The following is a 22,083-nucleotide window of genomic DNA, read 5'->3' as shown; positions in this document are numbered from 1 at the left end:
GCTGGAAGGCGCGCAACGCAGCGCGCGCCCGCACGCGGATCAGGGTGGATCAGGGTTGCAGCCGGGTGATCGCGGCGTTCAGCCGGGCCAGCGCCTCCGGGTCGATCACCGGCCCCTGCATCAGCGCCGCCCGCGCCCGAAGCGCCGCCACGCGCGCGTCAATCCCGCCCGAGGCCTTGGTCAGCGCCTGGGGATCGGTCATCCCGCCGGCCGCCGACTGGAAATCCGAACGCGGCGCCAGCGCCGGCCAGGCTGCGGCGCGCCGGTGGTCGCAACCGGCCAGCGGGATCGAAAGGACGAGAAGGCAGGCAATGAGGCGCATCGGCGCTCCGGCAACAGGCGGCGCGACCATATCCGCCCCCGCGGGCCCGCCGCAATCCCCTGGCGCGCGGTCACGGCGCAGGCCCGCCGCCCCTTGAACTGAACGCGCGTTCATATCACTCTCGGCTCATGGCCCGCCGAACAGGTTCGCATGGAGAGATCACCGGCCCGCGCATCCGCGCGGTGGCGCGCGCGCTGTTCGCGCGCGACGGCTTCGCCGCCGTCTCGATGCGCCAGATCGCGGCCGGGGTGGGGGTGCAGGCCGGCGCGCTCTACCTCTACACCCCCGACAAGCAGAGCCTGCTGTTCGAACTGATGCGCAGCCACCTGGAAGAACTTCTGGCCGCGCTCGCCGCAGAGCCCTTGCCCGGGCCCCCCGCCGAGCGTCTCGCCGCCTTCGCGCGCTTCCACGTGCGCTACCACCTCGACCGGCCCGAGGAGGTCTTCGTGGCCTACATGGAACTGCGCAACCTCAACCCCGAGAACTTCGCCGCCGTCGAGCGCCTGCGCCACGCCTACGAGGACGCGCTGGAGGAGATCCTGAAGGCCGGCGTCGCGGCGGGCGTCTTCCGCGTCCCGGACACGCGGCTGGCCACGATGGCGCTGATCGCCATGCTGACCGGCGTCACGCAATGGTACCACGAAGGCGGCCGCCTCGCCCGCGCCGAGGTCGAGGCGATCTATGCCGAGATGGCCCTGAAGGCCGTCGGCGCCTGAAAGACCCGCGGCGCGCGGTAGATGCGCACCCTTCCCGCCGCGCGACGCTGTTTCGGGCCGGGGGGTGGGGGGAATGCCGAGCCGGACGACCGCCCTTACGAGGCGGAGAAGACGATCTGCGGGCTGATCCGCGGCCGGGTGATGACAAGCTGCTTGAAGGTCGACTTGGTCATCCCGACGAAGTTGACGAGGGGGGTGTACTGCATGTGGGTCTCCACCATCAGCAGCGTATCGCCGGACACGATGGTGGGCAGCTTCGGCACGAAGCTCTGCAGCGTGGTGTTGGTCAGCGCCGGGTTGGCGTTGGTGGCATAGGACCAGCTGACGTAATAGCGCCCCGGGTTGTTGCCCTGCGGCGGCTGCCAGCCGACCTCGGTCACCCGCGTCCAGACCCCGGGCGGATTGCGGTTCAGGTAGCCGTAAAGCGAGTTCAGCCCCTGGATATAGCTCGGCGTCACCGTATTGGTCTCGCGCGAGATCAGGTCGGCGATCGTATAGCTTGCCCGCAGGTTCCGGGTGATCGTTCCGAAGGCGTCGTAATACTGGAAGGTCGCGAGATAGGCCCAGAGGACGAAGGGCAGCACGATCACCGCCTCGGCCGCGACGGCGGCGCGGTTGTCCTCGGCAAAGCCGCGCAGGCGGGCCAGGGCGAGGCGGAGCGTGATATGGATCTGTCGCATGGCTCAGCCCGGCTCGTTGACGAATGCGGAGGAGGCGACGATCGAGGTCCCGCCCGAGGAATCCACCGTCAGATGCGGCCCGACCCCGACCAGCGGGAACATCAGGTTGATGATCGCGCAGGCGCGGATGATCATCAGCTGGTCGCCCTTGCCGGCCTGCACCTTGGTCACCGGCTGGATCTTCGCGTCGCGGTTGATGCAGGTCGCACGCGGCGAGGGCAGCGACCAGCTGGAGGTGTCGATCGGCGTCAGCTCCACCAGCATGTTCTGGCTGCAGTTGTGGATCACGCCGGCCGTCAGGCTGCAGATCTCGTTGCGCAGGCTGTCGTTGGTCGGATTGGTCAAATGGCCCAGCCGCAGCTCGCGCACGGTGATGTCCAGCGCGCGCTCCAGCATCGTCTGGCGGATCGAGATCCAGCCGACCTCGAAAGCCTGAAGCATGATCGCGATGAACAGCGGAAAGATCACCACGAATTCCACCGTGGCGGTGCCTTCCTCGCGCCGGGCGGCGCGCGCGAAACGCGCTAGCAGGCTCAGCACCCGGCCCATCATTGGGTCAGCCTCAGGTGCTGGATACTGGTCGCGATCTTGGCGAAGACGTCAGAGATCTCGGTCCCCTGCGCATTGAAGTAATAGGAGGGCGCGCTGGCGCAGTCGGTCAGCGTCGCGGCGCCATGCGTGCTCGTCTGGAACCCGATCGAGTAGATCAGCACGCCCTTGGCCTTGGCCGCCGAGCAGATCGCATGCAGATGGCTGTCCATGCTGGTCTGGTCCTCGATATCGACGATGTTGTTGTACCAGGTATTGGCGGCGTAGCTGCCATAGGCGGGCGCGATGACGTTGTTCAGGAAATAGGGCACGCTCCACTTGGCCCAGAGCTGGGGATAGCTCAGCTCGGTCGCGGTGCCCTGCGCCGTATAGGTCCCGCAACTCCAGTAGCTGCAACGGGTATAGGTGCCGCCGTTCTTGGCATAGGGCAGGTTGTGCCACTGGTCGTCGACGGTCCAGAAATAGGGCTGCGGCCGGGTCGGGTCGTAGAAGCTGTAGTTGTTCGGATCGTCCGAATTCGTGAACAGATGCGACGGGCCGGAGTAGTAGCCCGGCTTCAGCTGGTAGCGGGCGGTGTTCTCGCCGTCCGACATCACGATCAACACCTTCATGTTGGAGTTGTCGTTGTAGGACACAGGCCGCCCGGCATAGCTCGAGGCCAGCTCGCCATTGGCGATCATGCGGTCGACGACCGGCTGCCAGGCCGGATCAAGCGCCGCCGCGGCCCATTTCACGCCGCTGTCGATGGAGGTGTTGCCGCCCGCCTGCATCGCTCCGATCTCGGCCTTAAGCGCCGACGGGCTGGACGAGAAGACAAGCGAGTCGCGATAGGACGCGGAATTGCAGTCGACCCGCGAGGCGGTGACATTGGTGGTGTTGTGCACCTCGTCGGCAAAGGCCGTGCGCTGCAGCGGCGCCGTCGGGCTGATCGAGGGGGTGTCGAAGGCCGCCGCGGTGAAGTCGACGCATTTCGTCTTGGTCTGCTCCTGCGTGACGTTGAGGTATTTCAGCAGGTCCGGCCCGATGTTCACATGCGAGTCGTAGGGGATGATCGACATGGTGACCGTCCCCGGCTCGGAATTGTTGAACATCGTATCGACGAAGTCGCTCGCCGCCGTCTTCAGCGCATCGATCTTGCTCTCGCTGGTGCAGTTCCCCCAGCCGCCGTAGTTGTTGTACTGCTTCGAGGAGCAGGAGGTGGTGATCGCCTGCGCCATCGAGCCGGAGTTGTCGAGCGCCAGCGAGATCTCCACGTTGCCGATGCTCTGCACCGCGGTGGAGGCGTTGTTGGTGGTCAGCGTGTCGATGCCCTCGAGCTTCATGAAGAAGGTCGGCAGCGTCGTCGTCGCGTGGGCGGTCACCGTGCGCGAGGTCGCGCTGGAGGTGACATGCACCGACTTGAGGTATTTCGTCATGTCCGCCTTGGCGAAGTAATCCTTCACCACGGCGGTCGGGTCGAGCGACTGGTTGAGGTTGGTCGCCGCCAGCACCGCGGTGTCCTCGACGTTCTGCACCTTCGTGCGCACCGATTCCGACCGCATCACGTCGACCGCGATCCCGCCGATCATCAGGATCAGCACCGCCAGGTAGATGCCGAAGATCGTCATCGTCCCGGCCTCGCCGCGCGCGAAACGCGACAGCGTGGAGGCGAGGCGCCGCGGCGCCGCGTGAAGGCGGAGGAGGTGCGTCGGGCTCATCATGTCGATCACATCCTGTTTCCGTTCAAACCGGCCCCACGCCGGCAGACAGGCCAAGCGCGCGGGGGTGAATCGTGGATACCCCTTCGCATTGGGCGGAATTGAGGCGCATCTGGCCTGAAATGTGTCAGGCCCGGGGTAATCGCCCGACAGTTCCGGCCGGTCCCGTGGGATTGTTTCCGGCTCGGCGCGCAATCGCGGAGTTTCGTCCACGGTTCGTCCTGCGGCCGCTCACGCCCTCGTTAACCTTGCCGGCCGCCCGAATCGCCCGCGCCCCGCATTGGGGGGGTGGGCGCGGAAGCCGATCGGACATAAGCTCGCCCCAGCGCCGGCAGCCCACGCCGGTGGCATCAGGGGAGAGAGAGATGGCCGCACCGGGCGAACCCAGTTTCCGCGAGTCAGTCGACATGATGTTCAACCGCGCCGTGGCGCTGATGGACCTGTCGCCGGGGCTGGAGCAGAAGATCAGGGTCTGCAATTCCACCTATACCGTGCGCTTCGGCGTCCGCCTGCGCGGCAAGATCGAGACCTTCACCGGCTATCGATCCGTCCATTCCGAGCACATGGAGCCGGTCAAGGGCGGGATCCGCTACGCCGGCAACGTCAGCCAGGACGAGGTCGAGGCGCTGGCCGCGCTGATGAGCTACAAATGCGCGCTGGTCGAGGCGCCCTTCGGCGGCTCCAAGGGCGGGCTCTGCATCGACCCGCGGCAATACGAGGAACACGAGCTCGAGCAGATCACCCGCCGTTTCGCCTACGAGTTGATCAAGCGCGACCTCATCAACCCCTCGCAGAACGTGCCCGCCCCCGACATGGGCACGGGCGAACGCGAGATGGCCTGGATCGTCGACCAGTACGCGCGGATGAACACGACGGACATCAACTCCCGCGCCTGCGTCACCGGCAAGCCGATCAACGCCGGCGGTATCCAGGGCCGGGTCGAGGCCACGGGCCGCGGTGTCCAGTTCGCGTTGCGCGAATATTTCCGCTACCCGGAAGAACGTCGCGCCTGCGGGCTTTCCGGCGATCTCGACGGCAAGAGCGTGGTGGTGCAGGGCCTCGGCAACGTCGGCTATCACGCGGCGCTGTTCCTGCAGCGCGAGGACGGCTGCAAGATCATCGGCATCATCGAGCATGACGGCGGCCTCTGGGACGAGAACGGCCTCGACGTGCAAAGCGTCAAGGACTGGATCGTCACCCATGGCGGGGTGAAGGACTATCCGGAGGCCACCTACGTCGAGAACGGCGCGGTGCTGATGGAAAGCGACTGCGACATCCTGATCCCGGCGGCGATGGAAGGGGTGATCAACCTCCACAACGCCGACCGCGTGAAGGCCCCGGTGATCATCGAGGCGGCGAACGGGCCGATCACCTTCGGCGCGGACGAGATCCTGCGCAAGAAGGGCGCGGTCATCATCCCCGACATGTTCGCCAATGCCGGGGGGGTGACGGTCTCCTATTTCGAATGGGTGAAAAACCTCGGCCATATCCGCTTCGGCCGGATGCAGCGGAGGCAGGAGGAATCCCGCCACCAGCTGCTGATCGACGAGCTGGAGCGGCTCTCGGCCGAAAAGGGCCTCGGCTGGTCGCTCTCTCCCGGTTTCAAGGAGAAGTACCTGCACGGGGCAGGGGAGCTGGAGCTGGTCCGCTCCGGCCTCGACGACACGATGCGCACCGCCTATGGCGCGATGCGGGAGATCTGGCACGGCCGCAACGACGTGACCGACCTGCGCGTGGCGGCCTACATCGTCGCGATCGACCGCGTGGCGAAGAGCTACCGCTCGAAGGGTCTCTGACCCAGGCAGGGCAGGGCGCGCTTCGGCGCGCCCTTCTCACCTTCGGCCGACCGAACGGGCTAGATCCACCTCCCACCGCCGCCGCAAATTCATCCGGAACGCCCCGGTCGTCCCGAACGGCCTTGGGAGCCTGCCCGCCAGCGCCAGCGGCAATTTCCCGGTCGCGGCCAGCCTCTGCCTCCCTTACAGTCTCCCGACCCGCCGCCGCTGCCGGCCGGCCGAATCCAACCAAACACGATGAGGTGTTTCGTGATCCTTTACGGCATCCCCACCTGCGACACCTGCCGCAAGGCGCTCAAGGCCCTCGCCGACGCCGGGCACACGGTCGAGTTCCGCAATCTCCGCGCCCCGGCGATGACGGCCGAGGACTGGGCGCCGCTGATCGCGGAGTTCGGCCCCGGCATCATCAACCGCAACTCCCCCACCTGGCGCGGCCTCTCGGACTGGATGCGGGAAAGCGAGCCCGAGGCGCAGCTTCTCGAACACCCGACGCTGATGAAGCGCCCGCTGATCCGCGACGGCGGGAAGATGACGCTCGGCTGGGATGCGGCGGCGCAGGCGGTCTGGCTCTAGCCCGCCGGCGGCGGTATAAAACGGTGCCGGAATGGTGCGAATACGGTGCTCTTACGGTATTTGTGCCGAAGCCCCGCCGCCCCCCAAGACCTTGCGGTAAGGCCCCATCGGTGGTCTAATCGCCCATTAGCCAAGCAAGGGCCCCTGAATGAACGACCTGCTGAGCGCCGCGTCCTCCGACTACAACGCTGATTCCATTGAGGTTCTGGAGGGGCTGGAGCCTGTCCGCAAGCGCCCCGGCATGTATATCGGCGGCACCGACGACCGCGCGCTGCACCATCTCGTCGCCGAGGTGCTCGACAACTCCATGGACGAGGCCGTGGCCGGCCACGCCACCCGCATCGAGGTCGAGCTTCACGCCGATTTTTCCATTACGATCAAGGACAACGGCCGTGGCATCCCGGTCGATCCGCACCCCAAGTTCCCCGGCAAATCGGCGCTGGAGGTGATCCTCTGCACGCTGCACGCCGGCGGTAAGTTCTCCGGCAAATCCTACCAGACCTCGGGCGGTCTGCACGGCGTCGGCGCCTCCGTCGTCAACGCCCTCTCCGACAGCCTGACGGTCGAGGTCGCCCGCAACCGCGAGCTTTTCTCGCAAAGCTTCTCGCGCGGCAAGCCCTTGGGGCCGCTGCAGAAAATCGGCCCGGCCCCGAACCGCCGCGGCACCACGACGACCTTCCACCCGGATCCGGAGATCTTCGGCCACCACCGGTTCAAGCCCGCCCGCCTGCTGAAGATGGCCCGCTCGAAGGCCTATCTGTTCTCGGGTGTCGAGATCCGCTGGAAATCCGCCGTCGAGGACGGCGACACGCCGATGGAGGCGACCTTCCACTTCCCCGGTGGCCTCGCCGATTACCTCTCGGAAACCCTCGGAAAAGCAGCGACTTACGCCGATCGCCCCTTCGCGGGCCGGGTGTCCTTCACCGAGAAATACAACGTCCCCGGCCAGGTCGAATGGGCGATCAACTGGTCGCCCTCGGTCGACGGCTTCACGCAGAGCTACTGCAACACCGTCCCCACCCCGGAGGGCGGCACGCATGAGCAGGGCTTCTGGTCCGCCATACTGAAGGGCATCCGCGCCTATGGCGAGCTGGTAAGTAACCGGAAAGCCGCGCAAATCACCCGTGACGACCTGCTGACCGGGGGCTGTGCGCTGGTCTCCTGCTTCATCGCGGAGCCGGAATTCGTCGGCCAGACCAAGGACCGGCTGGCCACGACCGAGGCCGCCCGCCTCGTCGAGGGCGCCGTCCGCGACCATTTCGACAACTGGCTCGCCGCCGACACCAAGGCCGCCGGCGCCATCCTCGACTTCCTCGTGCTGAGGGCGGAAGAACGCCTCCGCCGCCGGCAAGAGAAGGAAACCCAACGGAAAACCGCCACCAAGAAGCTGCGCCTGCCCGGCAAGCTGACCGACTGCTCGGCCACCAACCGCAGCGGTACCGAATTGTTCATCGTTGAGGGCGACAGTGCCGGCGGCTCCGGCAAGGCCGCGCGCAACCGCGAAACCCAGGCGTTGCTGCCGCTCCGGGGCAAGATCCTCAACGTGCTCGGGGCGGCATCGGCGAAGATGGGGCAGAACCAGGAAATCAACGACCTCTGCCAGGCCCTCGGCGTCGGCCTCGGCACGCGCTTCAACATCGAGGATCTGCGCTACGACAAGGTCATCATCATGACCGACGCCGACGTCGACGGCGCGCATATCGCCTCGCTCCTGATGACCTTCTTCTTCACCCAGATGCGCCCGCTGATCGACCGCGGGCACCTCTACCTCGCCTGCCCGCCGCTGTTCCGGCTGACGCAGGGCGCCAAGCGCGTCTACTGCCTCGACGAGGCGGAGAAGGAGGCCTGGCTGGCCAAGGGCCTCGGCGGCAAGGGCAAGATCGAGGTCAGCCGCTTCAAGGGCCTGGGCGAGATGGACGCCAAGGACCTGAAGGAAACGACGATGGACCCGGCGACCCGCAAGCTGATCCGCGTCACCATCAACGAGGAGGAGCCGGGCGAGACCGGGGACCTCGTCGAGCGCCTGATGGGCAAGAAACCGGAGCTGCGGTTCCAGTATATCCAGGAGAACGCCCGGTTCGTGGAGGAGCTGGATATCTGACCGGCCCCCCGCTGTAGGGTGCGCATTCATTGCGCACCACCCGGCCGAACGCCGGATTAACCTTCCCTTAACCATCCCGCCCCCAAGATCGGCGCATGTCGCGCTATCTTCGGCCGAGCCAGCCCGGCGCCCGCGTCTTCTTCACCGTCGCGCTTGCCGACCGCGGGTCGGACCTTCTGCTGCGCCAGGTCGACGCGCTGCGCGACGCGGTGCGCCGCACACGGGCAGAGAGGCCCTTCGGGATCGACGCCTGGGTGGTCCTGCCCGATCACCTGCATTGCCTCTGGAGCCTGCCGGAGGGCGATGCGGACTATTCCCGGCGCTGGCAGGTCATCAAGGCCCGCTTCTCCCGCGCCATGCCGGGGGTCCGCCGGCGGCGCAGCCACGCCGCCCGGCGCGAGCACGGGATCTGGCAGCGGAGGTTCTGGGAACACCACATCCGCGATCCCGCGGATTGGGAGGTGCACATGCGCTATTGCTGGTTCAACCCGGTGAAACACGGCCTTGTCGAGGATCCGGCCGACTGGCCCCATTCCTCGTACCACCGCGACGTAGGGTGCGCATTCATTGCGCACCTTCCGAAATGATTACAATGGGTTGAGCATTGCCTGGGCGCGCAAAGGTGCGCAATGAATGCACACCCTACGGGCGAGTTATCCTCACCCGATCGCGGCTTGAAACTCCCGCCACTCGCCCTTGCTCATGCCGCTCGTCTCCTGCGTCACCTCTTCGCCCTTCAGCATCCGCTTCACGCAATCCACCGCCTTGGCCGAGAGCGTCACGCCGCCCATCCGGTAATCCTCGAAGGCGCGGAAGGCGAGCGGCACCCAGTCGGCCACCAGCTTCGCCATCGCCTCGGCATAGATCCGGATCTCGTATTGCGCATGGGCGTCTGCCCGGAGCCGCAGGAAATGGAAGAGGTTGTGCAGGTCGATCTTCCAGTACCACTGCGTGTAGATGTTCGCCGGCAGGTTCATCCGCGCCAGCTCGCGCGCGAGGCCCTGCTGCCCCTCCTGGCTCAGCATCGCCTCGTAATGGTCATAGGCCTGCGCCGCGTCGGATTTCAGCCAGGCCAGCACCCGCGCCGCCTCCTCGCCCGCCAGAACCTCGCCCCGGCCCTGGTTGTTGACGGTCGACTGCGCCGCCAGCGCCGCCGGTTCGGGGATGTAGAACTCCCGGTCGAGGATCGAGTAGCGGGCGGAGTATTCGTTGACGTTCGCGGTGCGGTGGCGGATCCACTGGCGCGCGACGAAGACCGGCAGCTTGACGTGGAACTTCACCTCGCACATCTCGAACGGGGTCGAATGCCAGTGCCGCATCAGGTAGCGGATCAGCCCCTCGTCGTTCGAGACATGCTTGGTCCCCGCCCCGTAGGAAACCCGCGCCGCCTGCACGATGGCCGCGTCGTCGCCCATATAGTCGATCACCCTGACGAAGCCGTGGTCGAGCACCTCATGCGCGCGGTAAAGCTGCGCCTCCATCCCCGCAGAGACGGCGCGAAGTGTGGGCTGCGGGTTGGCGCGGGCGGCCTCGATTTCGGCAAGCTGGTCGGGCGTCAGGGGCATGGGGCGCGGTCTCCGGGGCGGGAATGAGTCGAGTGCCACATTATATTGCGTAAGCCGCGCGATGGAACCGCGATATGCGGTAGGGTCGCAGTTCGGTCACGCGGGGGGCATTTTTGCAGGCGGTCGTCAGGCCCGGTTTGACTTTATTGCGGTAAGCCGGGAAACTCTCGCAAAAGTATATATTTATGGGGCAGTGTTATGAAATCGGTCTGGGCAATGACGGCCGTTCTGGTTTTGGCAAACTGCGGCGGCAACCCTTTGAACAACGGCGGGCCGACCTCGAGCACGTCGACCTCTTCGACGACGTCGACCACCACAAACACATCCACCGGGCTCGTGGTGCCGTCCGATCTTGCAGGGAACCTCGTCAGCGCCACCTATGATCCGAACGGAGATTCCGGTGCGGGAACGCTGACCGTGCAGCTCAATTCGCTCGATGCGGGGACAGTGAACGCCGTCTATACACGCGATGCCAGTCTGGATGTGAACGGCTTCCGCGCATTTACAACGCAGGACAGCTCTCTCAGCCGGAAGTTCGTGGCGCTTGTCGCGGCGACCTCCGACAATGTGCTTCAGGCGGGGGTTGTCGGCGACGGCGGGCAGTATGCGACCTATTACGCGGGCACCTATTACAGCCGGAGCGGAAGCGTGGTGCTGCCGACTTCGGGTATCGCGCAATGGCAAGGGAAATACGCGGGCATCCTGAACACCGGTGCCGGAGGTTCAGTCACTACGCCGGTTCAGGCCTATCGGACGAGCGGCGACATCCAGATGACTGCCGATTTCACCACCAATACGATCAACGGCGGACTGAAGAATCATACGGTGGTGGATTCTGGCTCGGGGCTGACGTTAAGCGATCAGTTGGCTTTAAAGGCGACATCGATCGCTTCTGATGGGACCTTCGAAGGAACCGTGACCTATTATCCCTCAGTGACCACATCCGCCGGTACCTATGGTGGGGCCCTCGGCGGCACCAATGTCAGCGATATTGCCGGCGTAATGGTTTTCAACCCGATCAACGGCAACTCGACTTTGGTCGAACACGGCGCGTTCACAGGCACCTGCGTTTCCCCCGGAACGGGTGTGCCCTGCCCGTGAGTGTGATGAAATGCCTGGCGGCAGGCGCACTGGTTGCGACGTTTGCCCTGTCTGCCGTCACTGCCTCTGCGAAGACGCTGACCTTAACGATCGAGCAATCGCGTGTCCTCGCGATCAAGGCGCTTAATGCCGGTGATGCGCCGCTGGCCTGGTCGCTGGCGACGGGGCTTCTGAAGCGCGATCCGCATGATTTCACCGCGCTTCTGGTGATGGCCCGGGCTTCGGCCAGGCTCAACAAGATGCCCGAGGCGCGCGAGGCGGCGCGGCAGGCCTGGCGCGAGGCGAAGACGCCGCAGCAGCGCTTCGACGCGGCCATGGTGCGGTCGCAGGTGCTGTCGTCCTCGGGCTACAGGACGGCCTCGCAGTTCTGGCTGCGCCGGGCGATTCAGCTGGCCCCGAACGACCGCGACAAGGCAGCCGCGGTGGCCGGTCTGCGCTACGTGCGCTCGCACAGCCATTGGGCCTTCAAGATCGACGCCTCGCTGCAGCCGTCCTCCAACGTCAACGGCGGCAGTGCCAACTCGACGATGACGATCTTCGGCCTGCCCTTCATCCTGTCGGGCGACGCGCGGGCGCTGTCCGGGCTGGTCGGCTCGCTTGGCGCGACGGCGACCTATCGCTTCCGGCCGAGCACCAACACCCTGTCATCGCTGCGCTTTTCGGCGGTTCAGACGCATAACTGGCTGTCTTCCAGCGCGCGGAGGCAGGCGCCGAACGCCAAGGGATCGGACTACGATTATTCCGATGTCGAGATCGGGTTTTCCCAGCAGATCCGCGCCTCGGTCAAATCGCTGGCGGTCTATCACTGGAGCGCCACGCTGGGGCGCAACTGGTACGGCGGGAACGTGCTGTCGGACTACATCGCCGGCGGGGTGGGGGTGCAGCGGCCCCTTTCGCCCAGCGTCACCTTCGGGGCCGATCTCGGGCTGCAACGGCAGCTGCGCGCCGATGTCTTCTCGCGCTCGGCAGTGGTGACGACAGGCTCGGCCGGGCTGACCTGGCGGCTGAGGAACGGCGACCGGCTGCAGGTCACGGTCGGCGATCAGGACACGCATTCGAAGAACATCGAGATCGACCACAACATGGTCTTCGCCCAGGTCACCTGGGACAAGGCGCGGCCGATACGTGGCGTGCGGATTGGCGCCGCGCTACAGATGCAGCACAGCCGCTACGGCTTCTTCCCGTTCTCCACGAACGGGCGCAGCGACACCGGGGTGACGGCAAGCCTGACCATGGTCTTCGACCGGGTACAATACATGGGCTTTTCGCCCAGTCTCACGCTGGAGCTGAGCCGCGTCCATTCCAACGTCAGCCTTTACGAGACGCGGAACTTCGGGGTGGTGGTCGGCGTCCGTTCGACCTTCTGACCCCTCGCCCCCGCCGGCGGGCGTGCTATATCTCCGCCGGTCAAGCAAGAAAGGGAGAGGCGATGACGATCCGCTACCTGCACACCATGGTCCGCGTGCTGGACCTGGAGAAATCCAAGGCGTTCTTCGAGCTCCTCGGCCTCAAGGAGACCCGCCGTTACGAGAACGAGGGCGGCCGGTTCACGCTCCTCTTCATGGCGCCGGAGGGGCAGGAGGACTGCCCGGTAGAGCTGACCTACAACTGGGACGGCGACGAGGGGCTGCCCTCCGACAGCCGCCATTTCGGCCACCTTGCCTATGAGGTGGACGACATCTACGCCACCTGCGCCCACCTGATGGAGCATGGCGTGACGATCAACCGCCCGCCGCGCGACGGCCGCATGGCCTTCGTGCGTTCGCCCGACAACATCTCGATCGAGATCCTGCAGAAGGGCGGCGCCAAGGAAAAGGCCGAGCCCTGGGCCAGCATGGAGAACATCGGCCACTGGTAGGCCGATAGATCCCGGGCCGGGCGGAGGGATCCCCGCCGCCCGCCCGTTCCGCCACGTGCCCGTTTCTCCGCCGCCGCGTCTCCGCCCGACCGTTCACCGGCTCGTGCGTCCGCGCCTTGCCATCTGCCCGCCCCGGCACGGCGCCTCAGTAGATGTAGCGGATCTGATCAGTCCAGTAGCGCTCCATCCGTTTCAGGGCCGTGTTGATCTCCTCCACCGCCGCCACGCCGAGCAGGTTCCTGGCCGAGATCCCCTCCGCATGGCGGGCGAACAGCTCGGACACCACCCGCCGGATGTCATGGCCCTTCTCGGTCAGCCGAACCCGGACCGACCGGCGGTCGATTTCCGAGCGCTGGTGGTGCATGTAGCCCAGATCCACCAGCTTCTTCAGGTTGTAGCTGACGTTGGAGCCCTGGTAGTAGCCGCGCGTCTTCAGCTCGCCCGCCGTCACCTCGTTCTCGCCGATGTTGAACAGCAGGAGCGCCTGCACGGCGTTGATCTCCAGGATGCCGAGCCGTTCAAATTCGTCCTTCACCACGTCGAGAAGCAGCCGGTGCAGCCGCTCGAGCAGCGCGAGGCTTTCCAGGTAGCCGGCCATCAGGCCCGGCTCTGCCGCGCCCGTCTCCGGCGCGGAAAGGGGGGTATGGATGCTCATCGTCGTCTCCGCCGGGGGTCACCTCGGCAGAGTCGGCGGAAATCCCGAAGATTGGGTTAAGTCGAGACAATTTGGCCGGGATCGCCCCGCCGGTGCCTGCCGGGGGGGCGGGGGGGGGGGCAGCCTCAGGCGGCCGACAGCGCGTCGACGATCGCGCCGAAATCCGCGGCCTTCAGCGAAGCCCCGCCGACCAGCGCCCCGTCGACGTTCGAGACCGCGAAGATCTCCGCAGCGTTAGAGGGTTTCACCGAGCCGCCATAGAGGATGCGCACGCCCGCGCCCTCGGCTCCGAAGCGGCGCTCCAGCGCGGCGCGGATGAAATCATGCACCTCCGCGATCTCGGCCAGCGTCGGGGTGCGCCCGGTGCCGATCGCCCAGACGGGTTCGTAGGCGACGACGAGATTGCCCGCCGTGCAGCCCTCCGGCAGCGAGGTATCGAGCTGCCCGCCCACCACGACGAGCGTGGTCCCGAGGTCGCGCTGCCGTTCCGTCTCGCCGACGCAGACCACGGCGGCAAGCCCCGCGCCCCAGGCCGCCCGGGTCTTGACGGCGACCTCGATATCCGTCTCGCCGTGATCGCTGCGCCGCTCGGAATGGCCGAGGATGACATAGGAGGCCCCGGCATCGGCCAGCATCGCGGCGGAGATGTCGCCGGTATGGGCGCCCGCGCTCTCCCAATGGCAATCCTGCCCGCCGATCTTCAGATGCTTGTCGCGGCAGCGCCAGGCGGTCTGCGCGATCAGCGTGGCGGGCGGGCAGATCAGCATCTCGCAGCCGGGCTCGGGATGGGTTTCCAGCAGCTTCTCGATCTCGACGAGGGACGCTGCCGTGCCATTCATCTTCCAATTGCCTGCGGCGAGCTTGCGGGTTGCGGTCATTCCGTCCTCCCTGGCGGTTTGGTCTTCGGGATACCGGCAAACCGGGCGCCACGGAAGGGCCTGCGGCGTCGCATCAGCGACGTGCCGCGGCTTTGCGTGCCTTCTGGCGGCGCTTCACCGCCGCCGCGGCACGCGCCGGCGGCAGCGAGAGGCGGGCCCAGGCCAGCGCCTCCTCGGCATCGTCCATGGCGCTTTCGGGCAGCGACAGGAGGCTTGTCACCTTGTGTCGCCCGTTCCTGTCGTCATAGCTGAAGGGCAGGGCGCCCGCCTCGGCATAGGCCGGGGCGGTGGCGGCGTCGGATTTCATGTAGACGGTATCGCTGATCACGACGGCGAACATCACGTCGCCCTCGACGTAAAGCGCGGTGCCGGAGAACATCCGCGCCGTGGTGACGCGGCCAAGCCCGGAGAAAAGGTCGAGGACGTGATCCAGAAGTTCCGGATCGGTCGCCATCACTGGTCGGCGAATTTCACCGACTCGCCGCAGCCGCAGCTTTCAACCACATTGGGGTTCTTGAAGCGGAAGCCGGAGTCGATGAGCGTGGTCTCGTAGTCGATCTCGGTGCCGAAAAGGAACATCTGGGCCATCGGCGCGATCATCACACGCGCGCCGTCCTGCTCCACGATCTCGTCGAGCGGGTCGATTTCGGCTGCGAAATCCATGGTGTATTCCATGCCCGCGCAGCCGCCCTTCTTGACGCCGATGCGCAGGCCCTGAGCCCCGTCACGCGTCATCAGGCGCGTGATCTGCGCGGCGGCTGCGGGGGTAAGGGTGACGGCCTGTTTGCCGGGGATACCGAACATCTGCGAATTCCTGTCTCTTTCGCTCAAGTTAGGCCGCTCCGGCCCAATTCTCAAGGGGGGAGCGCGAGGCGCGGCCTCACCATTCCAGTCCCTGGCCCGATAACCGCGGGCATAGCCCGCAGGGCCAGCCCCCACCCGCGGACGGCCCCCGACCCTCCTCTCCGCGTAGCGTGCGCATTCATTGCGCACCTTTGGGCGCGACGGTTGCGCGAGCGGATGAAAAATTGCGACCAAATGGGACCCACTTTTGCCCCGATGCTGCCGCAAAATACCACAAACCGGACATTTCGCCCGACACCCGCAAGGCGCCGCTCCAAATGTCCTCATGTCTGGAAACGCCCCGACCCGGCCGGGCGGAGGACTTACATGAAACCAAGCTCGAGCCGGGCTTCCTCGGACATCATCTCCATGCCCCAGGGCGGGTCGAAGGTCAGCTCCACCCGGGCTTCCTTGACCCCCGGCAGCGCCTCGACCGCGTCGCTGACCCAGGCCGGCATCTCGCCCGCCACCGGGCAGCCCGGCGCGGTCAGCGTCATAATCACGTCGACCTCGTTCTCGTCCGAGATGCGGATCGTGTAGACGAGGCCCAGGTCGTAGATGTTCACCGGGATCTCGGGGTCGAAGATCGTCCGGCAAGCGCCTACGACGTCATCATAAAGTGGATGCTCGGTCGAGGATGGCTGGATCAGGGGAGCCCCCTCGATGGTGTCTTGCGGCTGGGCAGTCATATCTCACTCGCGCGGGTTGTTGACCGATTATATAGGGAATTATGAGGACGGGTCCAGAGCCGGCGGCGCCTCGCCCCCTGATCCCCGCCGCCCTCCGGTCAAATCTTCGGGGGGGGGCAAAGGGGGCGGCGGGAGGCGCCGGCCCGGCGGTGGCCTTGGCTTTCCGGCCGGAATGGCGCATGAGGGCGCGGTTTCGGAGGGCGCGGAGATGGCCGAGGGCATTTCGTTTGAGATCAAGGCACGGGACGGCAAGGCCCGCACCGGGGTGATCCATACCCCGCGGGGCGAGATCCGCACCCCGTCCTTCATGCCGGTCGGCACCGCCGGCACGGTGAAGGCGATGCAGCCCGAAAGCGTCCGCGCCACCGGCGCCGATATCCTGCTGGGCAACACATATCACCTGATGCTGCGCCCGACCGCCGAGCGGATCGACCGGCTGGGCGGGCTCCATGCCTTCATGAACTGGCAGCGCCCGATCCTTACCGATTCCGGCGGCTTCCAGGTGATGAGTCTCGCCAGCCTGCGCAAGATGAACGAGGACGGCGTTCGCTTCAAATCCCATATTGACGGGTCCGAGCACATGCTCAGCCCCGAGCGCAGCATGGAGATCCAGCGCCTCCTCGGCTCGGACATCGTGATGTGCTTCGACGAATGCCCCGCGCTGCCCGCGACCGAGGCGGAGGTCGCCCGCTCCATGCGCCTCTCGATGCGCTGGGCCGAACGCTCGCGCGCGGCCTTCGGCGACCGGCCGGGCCACGCGCTCTTCGGCATCCAGCAGGGCGGCGTGACGCGGGACCTGCGCGCCGAAAGCGCCGAGGCGCTGACCAGGATCGGGTTCGACGGATACGCGGTCGGCGGTCTCGCCGTGGGCGAGGGGCAGGAGGCGATGTTCGGAGTGCTCGACTACGCCCCCGACATGCTGCCCCAGGACAAGCCGCGCTACCTGATGGGCGTGGGCAAGCCGGACGATATCGTCGGCGCGGTGGTGCGCGGCATCGACATGATGGACTGCGTGCTGCCCTCGCGCTCGGGCCGCACCGGGCAGGCCTTCACCCGCCGCGGCGTGGTGAACATCAAGAACGCCCGCCACATGGACGATCCCCGCCCGCTGGACGAGGCCTGTTCCTGCCCGGCCTGCCGCAGCTACTCGCGCGCCTACCTGCACCACATCTACCGCGCGGGGGAGATCCTCTCCTCCATGCTGATGACCTGGCACAACCTGCATTATTTCCAGGAGCTGATGGCCGGTCTGCGCGGCGCCATCGCCGCGGGGCGGCTCGAGGCCTTCGTGGCGGCGTTCGAGGCAGAGCGCGCCGAGGGCGACATCGAACCGCTCTGATCCGGGGCAGGGAGGGGCGGCGGGGCCGTCCCGCCCGGGGCCTCAGCTCCGGGTCAGGAATATCGACATCTGCTTCAGTGCGGCATGGAAGGCCGGGGTCAGCTGGTGGAGGTCGCGGGTCAGCACATGCAGCTCGGTCAGCTCCGCCTCCGCCCTGGCGATCTCGTCATCCGTCGCCTCGCGATCGGGGCGCGCGAAGCTGGCGATGCTGCGCGACCCCTTTTCCTCCACCGCCAGCGTGAAGCCGTAGCGCAGCCCATGCTCGGCGGCGAGGCGCAGCACCTCCGCCCCCTCCGGCGCTCCCTCGGGATCGACAAGCTTGCTCCACCGAATGGCGCCGGTGTTGGCGAAGCCCCAGCGCACCGTCGGGTCGCGCAGCACCATCCCATGGCGGGTGTAAGTGTCGATCCACTCCGAATCGTAGGCTTGGAACAGGTATTGCGGCGCACTATATTTCACGTGCAAGGCGATTGCGAAGCCGGCCGGATGTGCATCCCGGAGTCGTCCGAGACTCTCACCAATCCTGGCCTGCCGTTCCATTGTCGCCCCCACTCTTTCGCCTGACACGGTTCCGTGACATATCAGGACGAGACCGTGCAAGACACGCCAAGGTGGTAAGGCTGATCCAAGACTATTCGAGAGGCTCGCAGCTGTCGACTCATCCATTGGATGAGATCTCCTTTGCTGAGCTGGCTCCGGCAGGCCATTACATCGCCATCCGCCTCGGCTTCGCCTTCCCGCTGGCAGAGGAAAACGCGCTGCCCGCATCCTGGGTCGACCACTATACCCGCAACGGCCTGATGCTCGACGATCCGGTGATCCGCTGGGCCTATGACAATACCGGCGCGATCCGCTGGAGCGAGATCGCAACCCCCGATCCGCGCGGCGTTCTGCCAGCCGCGCGGCGCTTCGGGCTGAATTTCGGCCTTGTGGCGGTCTGCGGCGGGGTGGACCCGGAGGTCCAGCGCAGCTTCGGCTCCTTCGCCCGGGAGGATCGAGAATTCACCGATCTGGAGATCGCACTGATCGCGCGGAAGCTGGTGAAGATGCATGTCGATCTCGCCCCGCCCTCCAACCTCACACGGGCGGAGCTGGAGGTGCTGCGCATGGTCAAGTCCGGCATGAAGCTGCGCGAGATCGCGGGCGAGCTTGGGGTGACGGAGGGGGCGATCAAGCAAAGGCTGAAGAACGCCCGCGCCAAGCTCAACGCCCGCAACGCAAGCCATGCCGTCTCGCTCGCCGCAACGGCCGGGCTGATCTGATCGCGGCGGCGCGCCGGGCCGCGGGGCAGGGCGGCGTTATTGGCCCTCGTTCCGGAAACAATACGATCTGTATTTTTCAACTGTTGCTTGGGGTGTTCTAATTCAGGTTGTGCAACCTGGAGGATGACCCCATGGAAAACGTGACCTTCGACCTGTCTGACCTTCACCGCCACGGCCCGGCGTTCTACGACTATCTGAAGCTGCGCAAACGCTTCTTCGTCGATGGCCTGGGCTGGGACATTCCGCATAACGAGGCGGTCGAAATGGACCAGTATGACAACCCGATGGCGCATTACTCGCTGGCCCTGCTGGACGGCGCGGTGGTGGGCGGCGCGCGCTGCATGCCGACCACGGCCAGCTGGGGGCCGCACAGCTACATGCTGCGCGACGCGGTCGCGGGCAAGCTGCCAGATATCCCCTCGGGCGTGCTCCCGGGCGAGATCCGCAGCCCCTCGGTCTGGGAATGCACGCGGCTGGTACTCTCCGACGCGCTTACCACCCAGGCGGAGCGCGCCCACGCCCTCGGCCTCATCGTCGAAGGGCTGGCCGCCACCGCGCATCGCGCCGGGGCGGAGCGGCTGATCTCGCTGTCGCCGATCACGCTGATGCGGACGCTGCGCCAGCTCGGCTGGCCGGCCGAGCGGATCGGCGAGCCGTTCCACGACTGCGGCGACGGGCGGCGCTATGCCGTTCTCGCCATGCCCGCGGTGAAGGGGTTGGGGCTTCGGCGCCCGGCCCGCGCGCCCGCGCCCTTCGCTCCCGCTCGCGTCCCCGCGCGGGCCCCTGCCATGGCCGTGATGGCGCAGTGATCCGCCTCCCGCCGGCTTGTCGCTTGCCCCCGGTTGCGGCCGGGGGCATTCTATGACACGGCCGTGATTTGGTGTGGTTGAAAGCCTGGGGCGGGTGCCCCAGATATTGTGGCGAGATGGGGAACGCGCCGGGCCGCCGATCGATGGGGCCGCCGCCTTCCGCCAGAGAAAGGAACCCGCATGTTTGAGTCTCTTGCCCCCAGCTATCCGGTCCTGCCGCTGCGCGATATCGTGGTGTTTCCGCACATGATCGTGCCGCTCTTCGTGGGCCGCGAGAAATCCGTCCGGGCGCTGGAAGAGGTCATGAAGGAGGACAAGCAGATTCTGCTGTCCTCGCAGATCGATCCCGCGGTGGACGATCCGACCGCCGACGGCATCTACAAGGCCGGCGTGCTTGCCAATGTCCTGCAGCTTCTGAAGCTGCCCGACGGCACCGTGAAGGTGTTGGTCGAGGGCAAGGCCCGCGTCCGCATCACCGAATACCTGTCGAATGACGAATTCTTCGAGGCCAAGGCCGAGCTTCTGACCGAGCTTCCCGGCGACGAGGCCGCGGTGGCAGCACTCCTGCGCTCCGTCGGCGAGGAATTCGAACGCTACGCCAAGGTGAAGAAGAACATTCCCGAGGAGGCGCTCACCGCCGTCTCGGACACCCGCGAACCGGCCAAGCTGGCCGATCTCGTCGCAGGGCACCTCGGCATCGAAGTGGCCCAGAAGCAGGAGCTTCTGGAAACCCTCGACGTGGCCGAGCGTCTGGAGAAGGTCTATGGCCTGATGCAGGGCGAGATGTCGGTCCTGCAGGTCGAGAAGAAGATCAAGACCCGCGTCAAGAGCCAGATGGAGCGGACCCAGCGCGAGTACTATCTGAACGAGCAGATGAAGGCCATTCAGAAGGAACTCGGCGGCGAGGGCGAGGACGGCGGCGAGATCGCCGAACTCGAGGAGCGCATCAACGCCGTCAAGCTCTCCAAGGAGGCCCGCGACAAGGCGGATGCCGAGCTGAAGAAGCTCAAGGCCATGTCGCCGATGTCGGCCGAGGCCACGGTGGTCCGCAACTACCTCGACTGGATGCTGTCGATCCCGTGGGGCACCAAGTCGCGCGTGAAGAAGGACCTCAACAAGGCCCAGGAGGTGCTCGACGCCGATCACTACGGGCTTGAGAAGGTCAAGGAGCGCATCGTCGAATACCTGGCCGTTCAGGCGCGGGCGACGAAGATGAAGGGCCCGATCCTCTGCCTCGTCGGCCCGCCCGGCGTGGGCAAGACGTCGCTCGGCCGCTCGGTCGCGCGGGCGACGGGGCGCGAGTTCATCCGCATCTCGCTCGGCGGTGTCCGGGACGAGGCGGAGATCCGCGGCCACCGGCGGACCTATATCGGCTCCATGCCCGGCAAGATCATCCAGGCGATGAAGAAGGCCAAGACCACCAACCCCCTCATCCTGCTCGACGAGATCGACAAGATGGGCCAGGACTTCCGTGGTGATCCGGCCTCCGCCATGCTCGAGGTGCTCGACCCGGAACAGAACGCCACCTTCTCGGACCATTACATGGAGGTCGAATACGACCTCTCCAACGTGATGTTCCTGACCACGGCCAACTCCTACAACATGCCGGGCCCGCTGATGGACCGGATGGAGATCATCCCGCTGGCCGGCTACACCGAGGACGAGAAGCGCGAGATCGCCAAGCAGCATCTCGTCGCCAAGCAGGTGAAGGCGCACGGTCTGAAGAAGGCCGAGTTCACCCTCACCGACGAGGCGCTGATGGAGATGATCCGCACCTACACCCGCGAGGCGGGGGTGCGGAACCTCGAACGCGAGATCGCCAAGCTCGCCCGCAAGGCGGTGACCGAGATCATCAAGGGCAAGGTGAAGACCGTCACGGTCACGCCTGAAAACCTTGAGGAATTCCTCGGCGTCAAGAAGTTCCGCTATGGCCTCGCCGAGAAGGAAGACCAGATCGGTGTCGTCACCGGCCTCGCCTGGACCAGCGTGGGTGGCGAGCTTCTGTCGATCGAAGCGCTGAAACTGCCCGGCAAGGGGCGGATGAAGACCACCGGCAAGCTCGGCGACGTGATGAAGGAGTCGATCGACGCGGCGTCGAGCTTCGTGCGCTCGATCGCGCCCCAGCTCGGCATCAAGCCGCCGAAGTTCGAAACGGTGGACATCCACGTCCACGTTCCCGAAGGCGCGACGCCGAAGGACGGGCCGAGCGCCGGCGTGGCGATGGTGACCTCCATCGTCTCGGTGCTGACCGGCATCCCAGTTCGCAAGGACGTGGCTATGACGGGCGAGGTGACGCTGCGCGGCAACGTGCTGCCGATCGGCGGGCTGAAGGAGAAGCTGATGGCGGCGCATCGCGGCGGCATCAAGACCGTGCTGATCCCCGAGGAGAACGCCAAGGATCTCGCCGAGATCTCCGACAACGTGAAATCGGGGCTGGAGATCATCCCCGTGGCCCATGTCCGCGAGGTGCTGAAACAGGCGCTGGTCAGGATGCCCGAGCCCGTCGAATGGGACGAGGCGGCCGAGGAGGCGGCAGCCGCCGCCGCCCGCGCCAAGGCGGCCGAGGCCCCCGGCGCCACCGCCCACTGAGCGGTCCGGACGGAAAATCGAAGGGCGCGCCCCCGGCGCGCCCTTTTCCTTTGGCCACCCC

The 22,083-nt window shown here is 66.3% G+C and carries 23 protein-coding genes; 12 read left to right on the top strand and 11 right to left on the bottom strand.

Annotated elements, in window-relative coordinates; genetic code table 11:
• Positions 1–49 precede the first annotated feature (49 nt).
• The gene (locus EIP85_RS12635; RefSeq protein WP_127902543.1) at positions 50–322 is read right to left on the bottom strand and encodes a hypothetical protein; all 273 of its coding nucleotides are present in this window, start codon (positions 320–322) and stop codon (positions 50–52) included.
• Positions 323–450: 128 nt separating this feature from the next.
• Here EIP85_RS12635 and EIP85_RS12630 point away from each other — a divergent pair, with 128 nt between their 5' ends.
• Complete coding sequence (locus EIP85_RS12630; protein ID WP_127902542.1) at positions 451–1,038, top strand: TetR/AcrR family transcriptional regulator; 588 nt, start codon at positions 451–453, stop codon at positions 1,036–1,038.
• Between the two features lie 95 nt (positions 1,039–1,133).
• On the opposite strand, the gene EIP85_RS12625 is transcribed toward EIP85_RS12630, so the two are convergent.
• Genes EIP85_RS12625 through EIP85_RS12615 form a run of 3 tightly spaced genes read right to left on the bottom strand, consistent with a single transcriptional unit; the run spans position 1,134 to position 3,967 of the window.
• Positions 1,134–1,718 (bottom strand): hypothetical protein, encoded by a 585-nt coding sequence (locus EIP85_RS12625; RefSeq protein WP_127902541.1) that lies wholly within the window; start codon positions 1,716–1,718, stop codon positions 1,134–1,136.
• Between the two features lie 3 nt (positions 1,719–1,721).
• Entirely contained in the window at positions 1,722–2,270 is a 549-nt protein-coding gene (locus tag EIP85_RS12620) for a TadE/TadG family type IV pilus assembly protein (protein WP_127902540.1), read from the bottom strand.
• Complete coding sequence (locus tag EIP85_RS12615) at positions 2,267–3,967, bottom strand: TadE/TadG family type IV pilus assembly protein (protein ID WP_127902539.1); 1,701 nt, start codon at positions 3,965–3,967, stop codon at positions 2,267–2,269. The genes EIP85_RS12620 and EIP85_RS12615 overlap by 4 nt, the downstream gene beginning before the upstream one ends.
• Positions 3,968–4,329: 362 nt before the next feature.
• On the opposite strand from EIP85_RS12615, the gene EIP85_RS12610 reads away from it, so the two are divergent.
• The 4 genes from EIP85_RS12610 (at position 4,330) to EIP85_RS12595 (ending at position 9,021) form a co-directional block, all read left to right on the top strand.
• Positions 4,330–5,760: a Glu/Leu/Phe/Val family dehydrogenase gene (locus EIP85_RS12610; protein WP_127902538.1), complete on the top strand. Its 1,431-nt coding sequence runs from the start codon at positions 4,330–4,332 to the stop codon at positions 5,758–5,760.
• A 249-nt stretch (positions 5,761–6,009) separates the two neighbouring features.
• Positions 6,010–6,333, top strand: coding sequence for an arsenate reductase family protein (locus tag EIP85_RS12605; RefSeq protein ID WP_127902537.1), 324 nt, complete (start codon positions 6,010–6,012; stop codon positions 6,331–6,333).
• 148 nt (positions 6,334–6,481) lie between these two features.
• A complete protein-coding gene (gene parE / locus EIP85_RS12600; protein ID WP_127902536.1) occupies positions 6,482–8,434 on the top strand; it encodes a DNA topoisomerase IV subunit B in 1,953 nt (650 codons plus the stop codon).
• Between the two features lie 95 nt (positions 8,435–8,529).
• Entirely contained in the window at positions 8,530–9,021 is a 492-nt protein-coding gene (locus tag EIP85_RS12595) for an REP-associated tyrosine transposase (protein ID WP_127902535.1), read from the top strand.
• A 72-nt stretch (positions 9,022–9,093) separates the two neighbouring features.
• Here the strand turns inward: EIP85_RS12595 and thyX are convergent, their stop codons facing one another.
• The gene (gene thyX, locus EIP85_RS12590; RefSeq protein WP_127902534.1) at positions 9,094–9,999 is read right to left on the bottom strand and encodes an FAD-dependent thymidylate synthase; all 906 of its coding nucleotides are present in this window, start codon (positions 9,997–9,999) and stop codon (positions 9,094–9,096) included.
• Positions 10,000–10,197: 198 nt separating this feature from the next.
• Here thyX and EIP85_RS12585 point away from each other — a divergent pair, with 198 nt between their 5' ends.
• The 3 genes from EIP85_RS12585 to EIP85_RS12575 all read left to right on the top strand — a co-directional run bounded on the left by EIP85_RS12585 (position 10,198) and on the right by EIP85_RS12575 (position 12,958).
• Positions 10,198–11,100: a hypothetical protein gene (locus EIP85_RS12585; protein ID WP_127902533.1), complete on the top strand. Its 903-nt coding sequence runs from the start codon at positions 10,198–10,200 to the stop codon at positions 11,098–11,100.
• Between the two features lie 5 nt (positions 11,101–11,105).
• A complete protein-coding gene (locus EIP85_RS12580; protein ID WP_127902532.1) occupies positions 11,106–12,467 on the top strand; it encodes a tetratricopeptide repeat protein in 1,362 nt (453 codons plus the stop codon).
• Positions 12,468–12,529: 62 nt separating this feature from the next.
• Complete coding sequence (locus tag EIP85_RS12575) at positions 12,530–12,958, top strand: VOC family protein (RefSeq protein WP_127902531.1); 429 nt, start codon at positions 12,530–12,532, stop codon at positions 12,956–12,958.
• 145 nt (positions 12,959–13,103) lie between these two features.
• Here EIP85_RS12575 and EIP85_RS12570 read toward each other — a convergent pair whose 3' ends face one another.
• The 5 genes from EIP85_RS12570 to EIP85_RS12550 form a co-directional block, all read right to left on the bottom strand.
• Complete coding sequence (locus EIP85_RS12570; protein ID WP_164871720.1) at positions 13,104–13,613, bottom strand: MarR family winged helix-turn-helix transcriptional regulator; 510 nt, start codon at positions 13,611–13,613, stop codon at positions 13,104–13,106.
• A gap of 125 nt (positions 13,614–13,738) precedes the next feature.
• Entirely contained in the window at positions 13,739–14,491 is a 753-nt protein-coding gene (gene tpiA, locus EIP85_RS12565; RefSeq protein ID WP_127902530.1) for a triose-phosphate isomerase, read from the bottom strand.
• 73 nt (positions 14,492–14,564) lie between these two features.
• On the bottom strand, positions 14,565–14,945 hold the full coding sequence (locus EIP85_RS12560) for a TfoX/Sxy family protein (protein WP_127902529.1): 381 nt from the start codon (positions 14,943–14,945) through the stop codon (positions 14,565–14,567).
• Positions 14,945–15,295, bottom strand: coding sequence for a HesB/IscA family protein (locus tag EIP85_RS12555; protein ID WP_127902528.1), 351 nt, complete (start codon positions 15,293–15,295; stop codon positions 14,945–14,947). Before EIP85_RS12555 ends, EIP85_RS12560 begins: the two co-directional genes overlap by 1 nt.
• A gap of 362 nt (positions 15,296–15,657) precedes the next feature.
• Complete coding sequence (locus EIP85_RS12550; RefSeq protein WP_127902527.1) at positions 15,658–16,023, bottom strand: SUF system Fe-S cluster assembly protein; 366 nt, start codon at positions 16,021–16,023, stop codon at positions 15,658–15,660.
• Between the two features lie 208 nt (positions 16,024–16,231).
• Between EIP85_RS12550 and tgt the strand changes: the two genes are divergently transcribed.
• Positions 16,232–17,362 (top strand): tRNA guanosine(34) transglycosylase Tgt, encoded by a 1,131-nt coding sequence (gene tgt / locus EIP85_RS12545; protein ID WP_127902526.1) that lies wholly within the window; start codon positions 16,232–16,234, stop codon positions 17,360–17,362.
• Positions 17,363–17,404: 42 nt separating this feature from the next.
• On the opposite strand, the gene EIP85_RS22785 is transcribed toward tgt, so the two are convergent.
• On the bottom strand, positions 17,405–17,821 hold the full coding sequence (locus EIP85_RS22785) for an autoinducer binding domain-containing protein (protein ID WP_164871719.1): 417 nt from the start codon (positions 17,819–17,821) through the stop codon (positions 17,405–17,407).
• A 206-nt stretch (positions 17,822–18,027) separates the two neighbouring features.
• Here EIP85_RS22785 and EIP85_RS12535 point away from each other — a divergent pair, with 206 nt between their 5' ends.
• The 3 genes from EIP85_RS12535 (at position 18,028) to lon (ending at position 22,022) form a co-directional block, all read left to right on the top strand.
• Positions 18,028–18,624, top strand: a complete 597-nt coding sequence (locus tag EIP85_RS12535; RefSeq protein ID WP_127902524.1) for a helix-turn-helix transcriptional regulator — start codon at positions 18,028–18,030, stop codon at positions 18,622–18,624.
• 131 nt (positions 18,625–18,755) lie between these two features.
• On the top strand, positions 18,756–19,433 hold the full coding sequence (locus EIP85_RS12530) for an acyl-homoserine-lactone synthase (RefSeq protein WP_127902523.1): 678 nt from the start codon (positions 18,756–18,758) through the stop codon (positions 19,431–19,433).
• 180 nt (positions 19,434–19,613) lie between these two features.
• The gene (gene lon, locus EIP85_RS12525) at positions 19,614–22,022 is read left to right on the top strand and encodes an endopeptidase La (RefSeq protein ID WP_127902522.1); all 2,409 of its coding nucleotides are present in this window, start codon (positions 19,614–19,616) and stop codon (positions 22,020–22,022) included.
• Positions 22,023–22,083 lie beyond the last annotated feature (61 nt).

It is taken from the genome of Solirhodobacter olei (assembly GCF_004010155.1).
In the GTDB taxonomy this organism is placed as follows: Bacteria; Pseudomonadota; Alphaproteobacteria; order Rhodobacterales; family Rhodobacteraceae; genus Solirhodobacter; species Solirhodobacter olei.
Note: the sequence above shows the minus strand (reverse complement) of the source record. Positions and strands in the feature narration are given on the sequence as shown.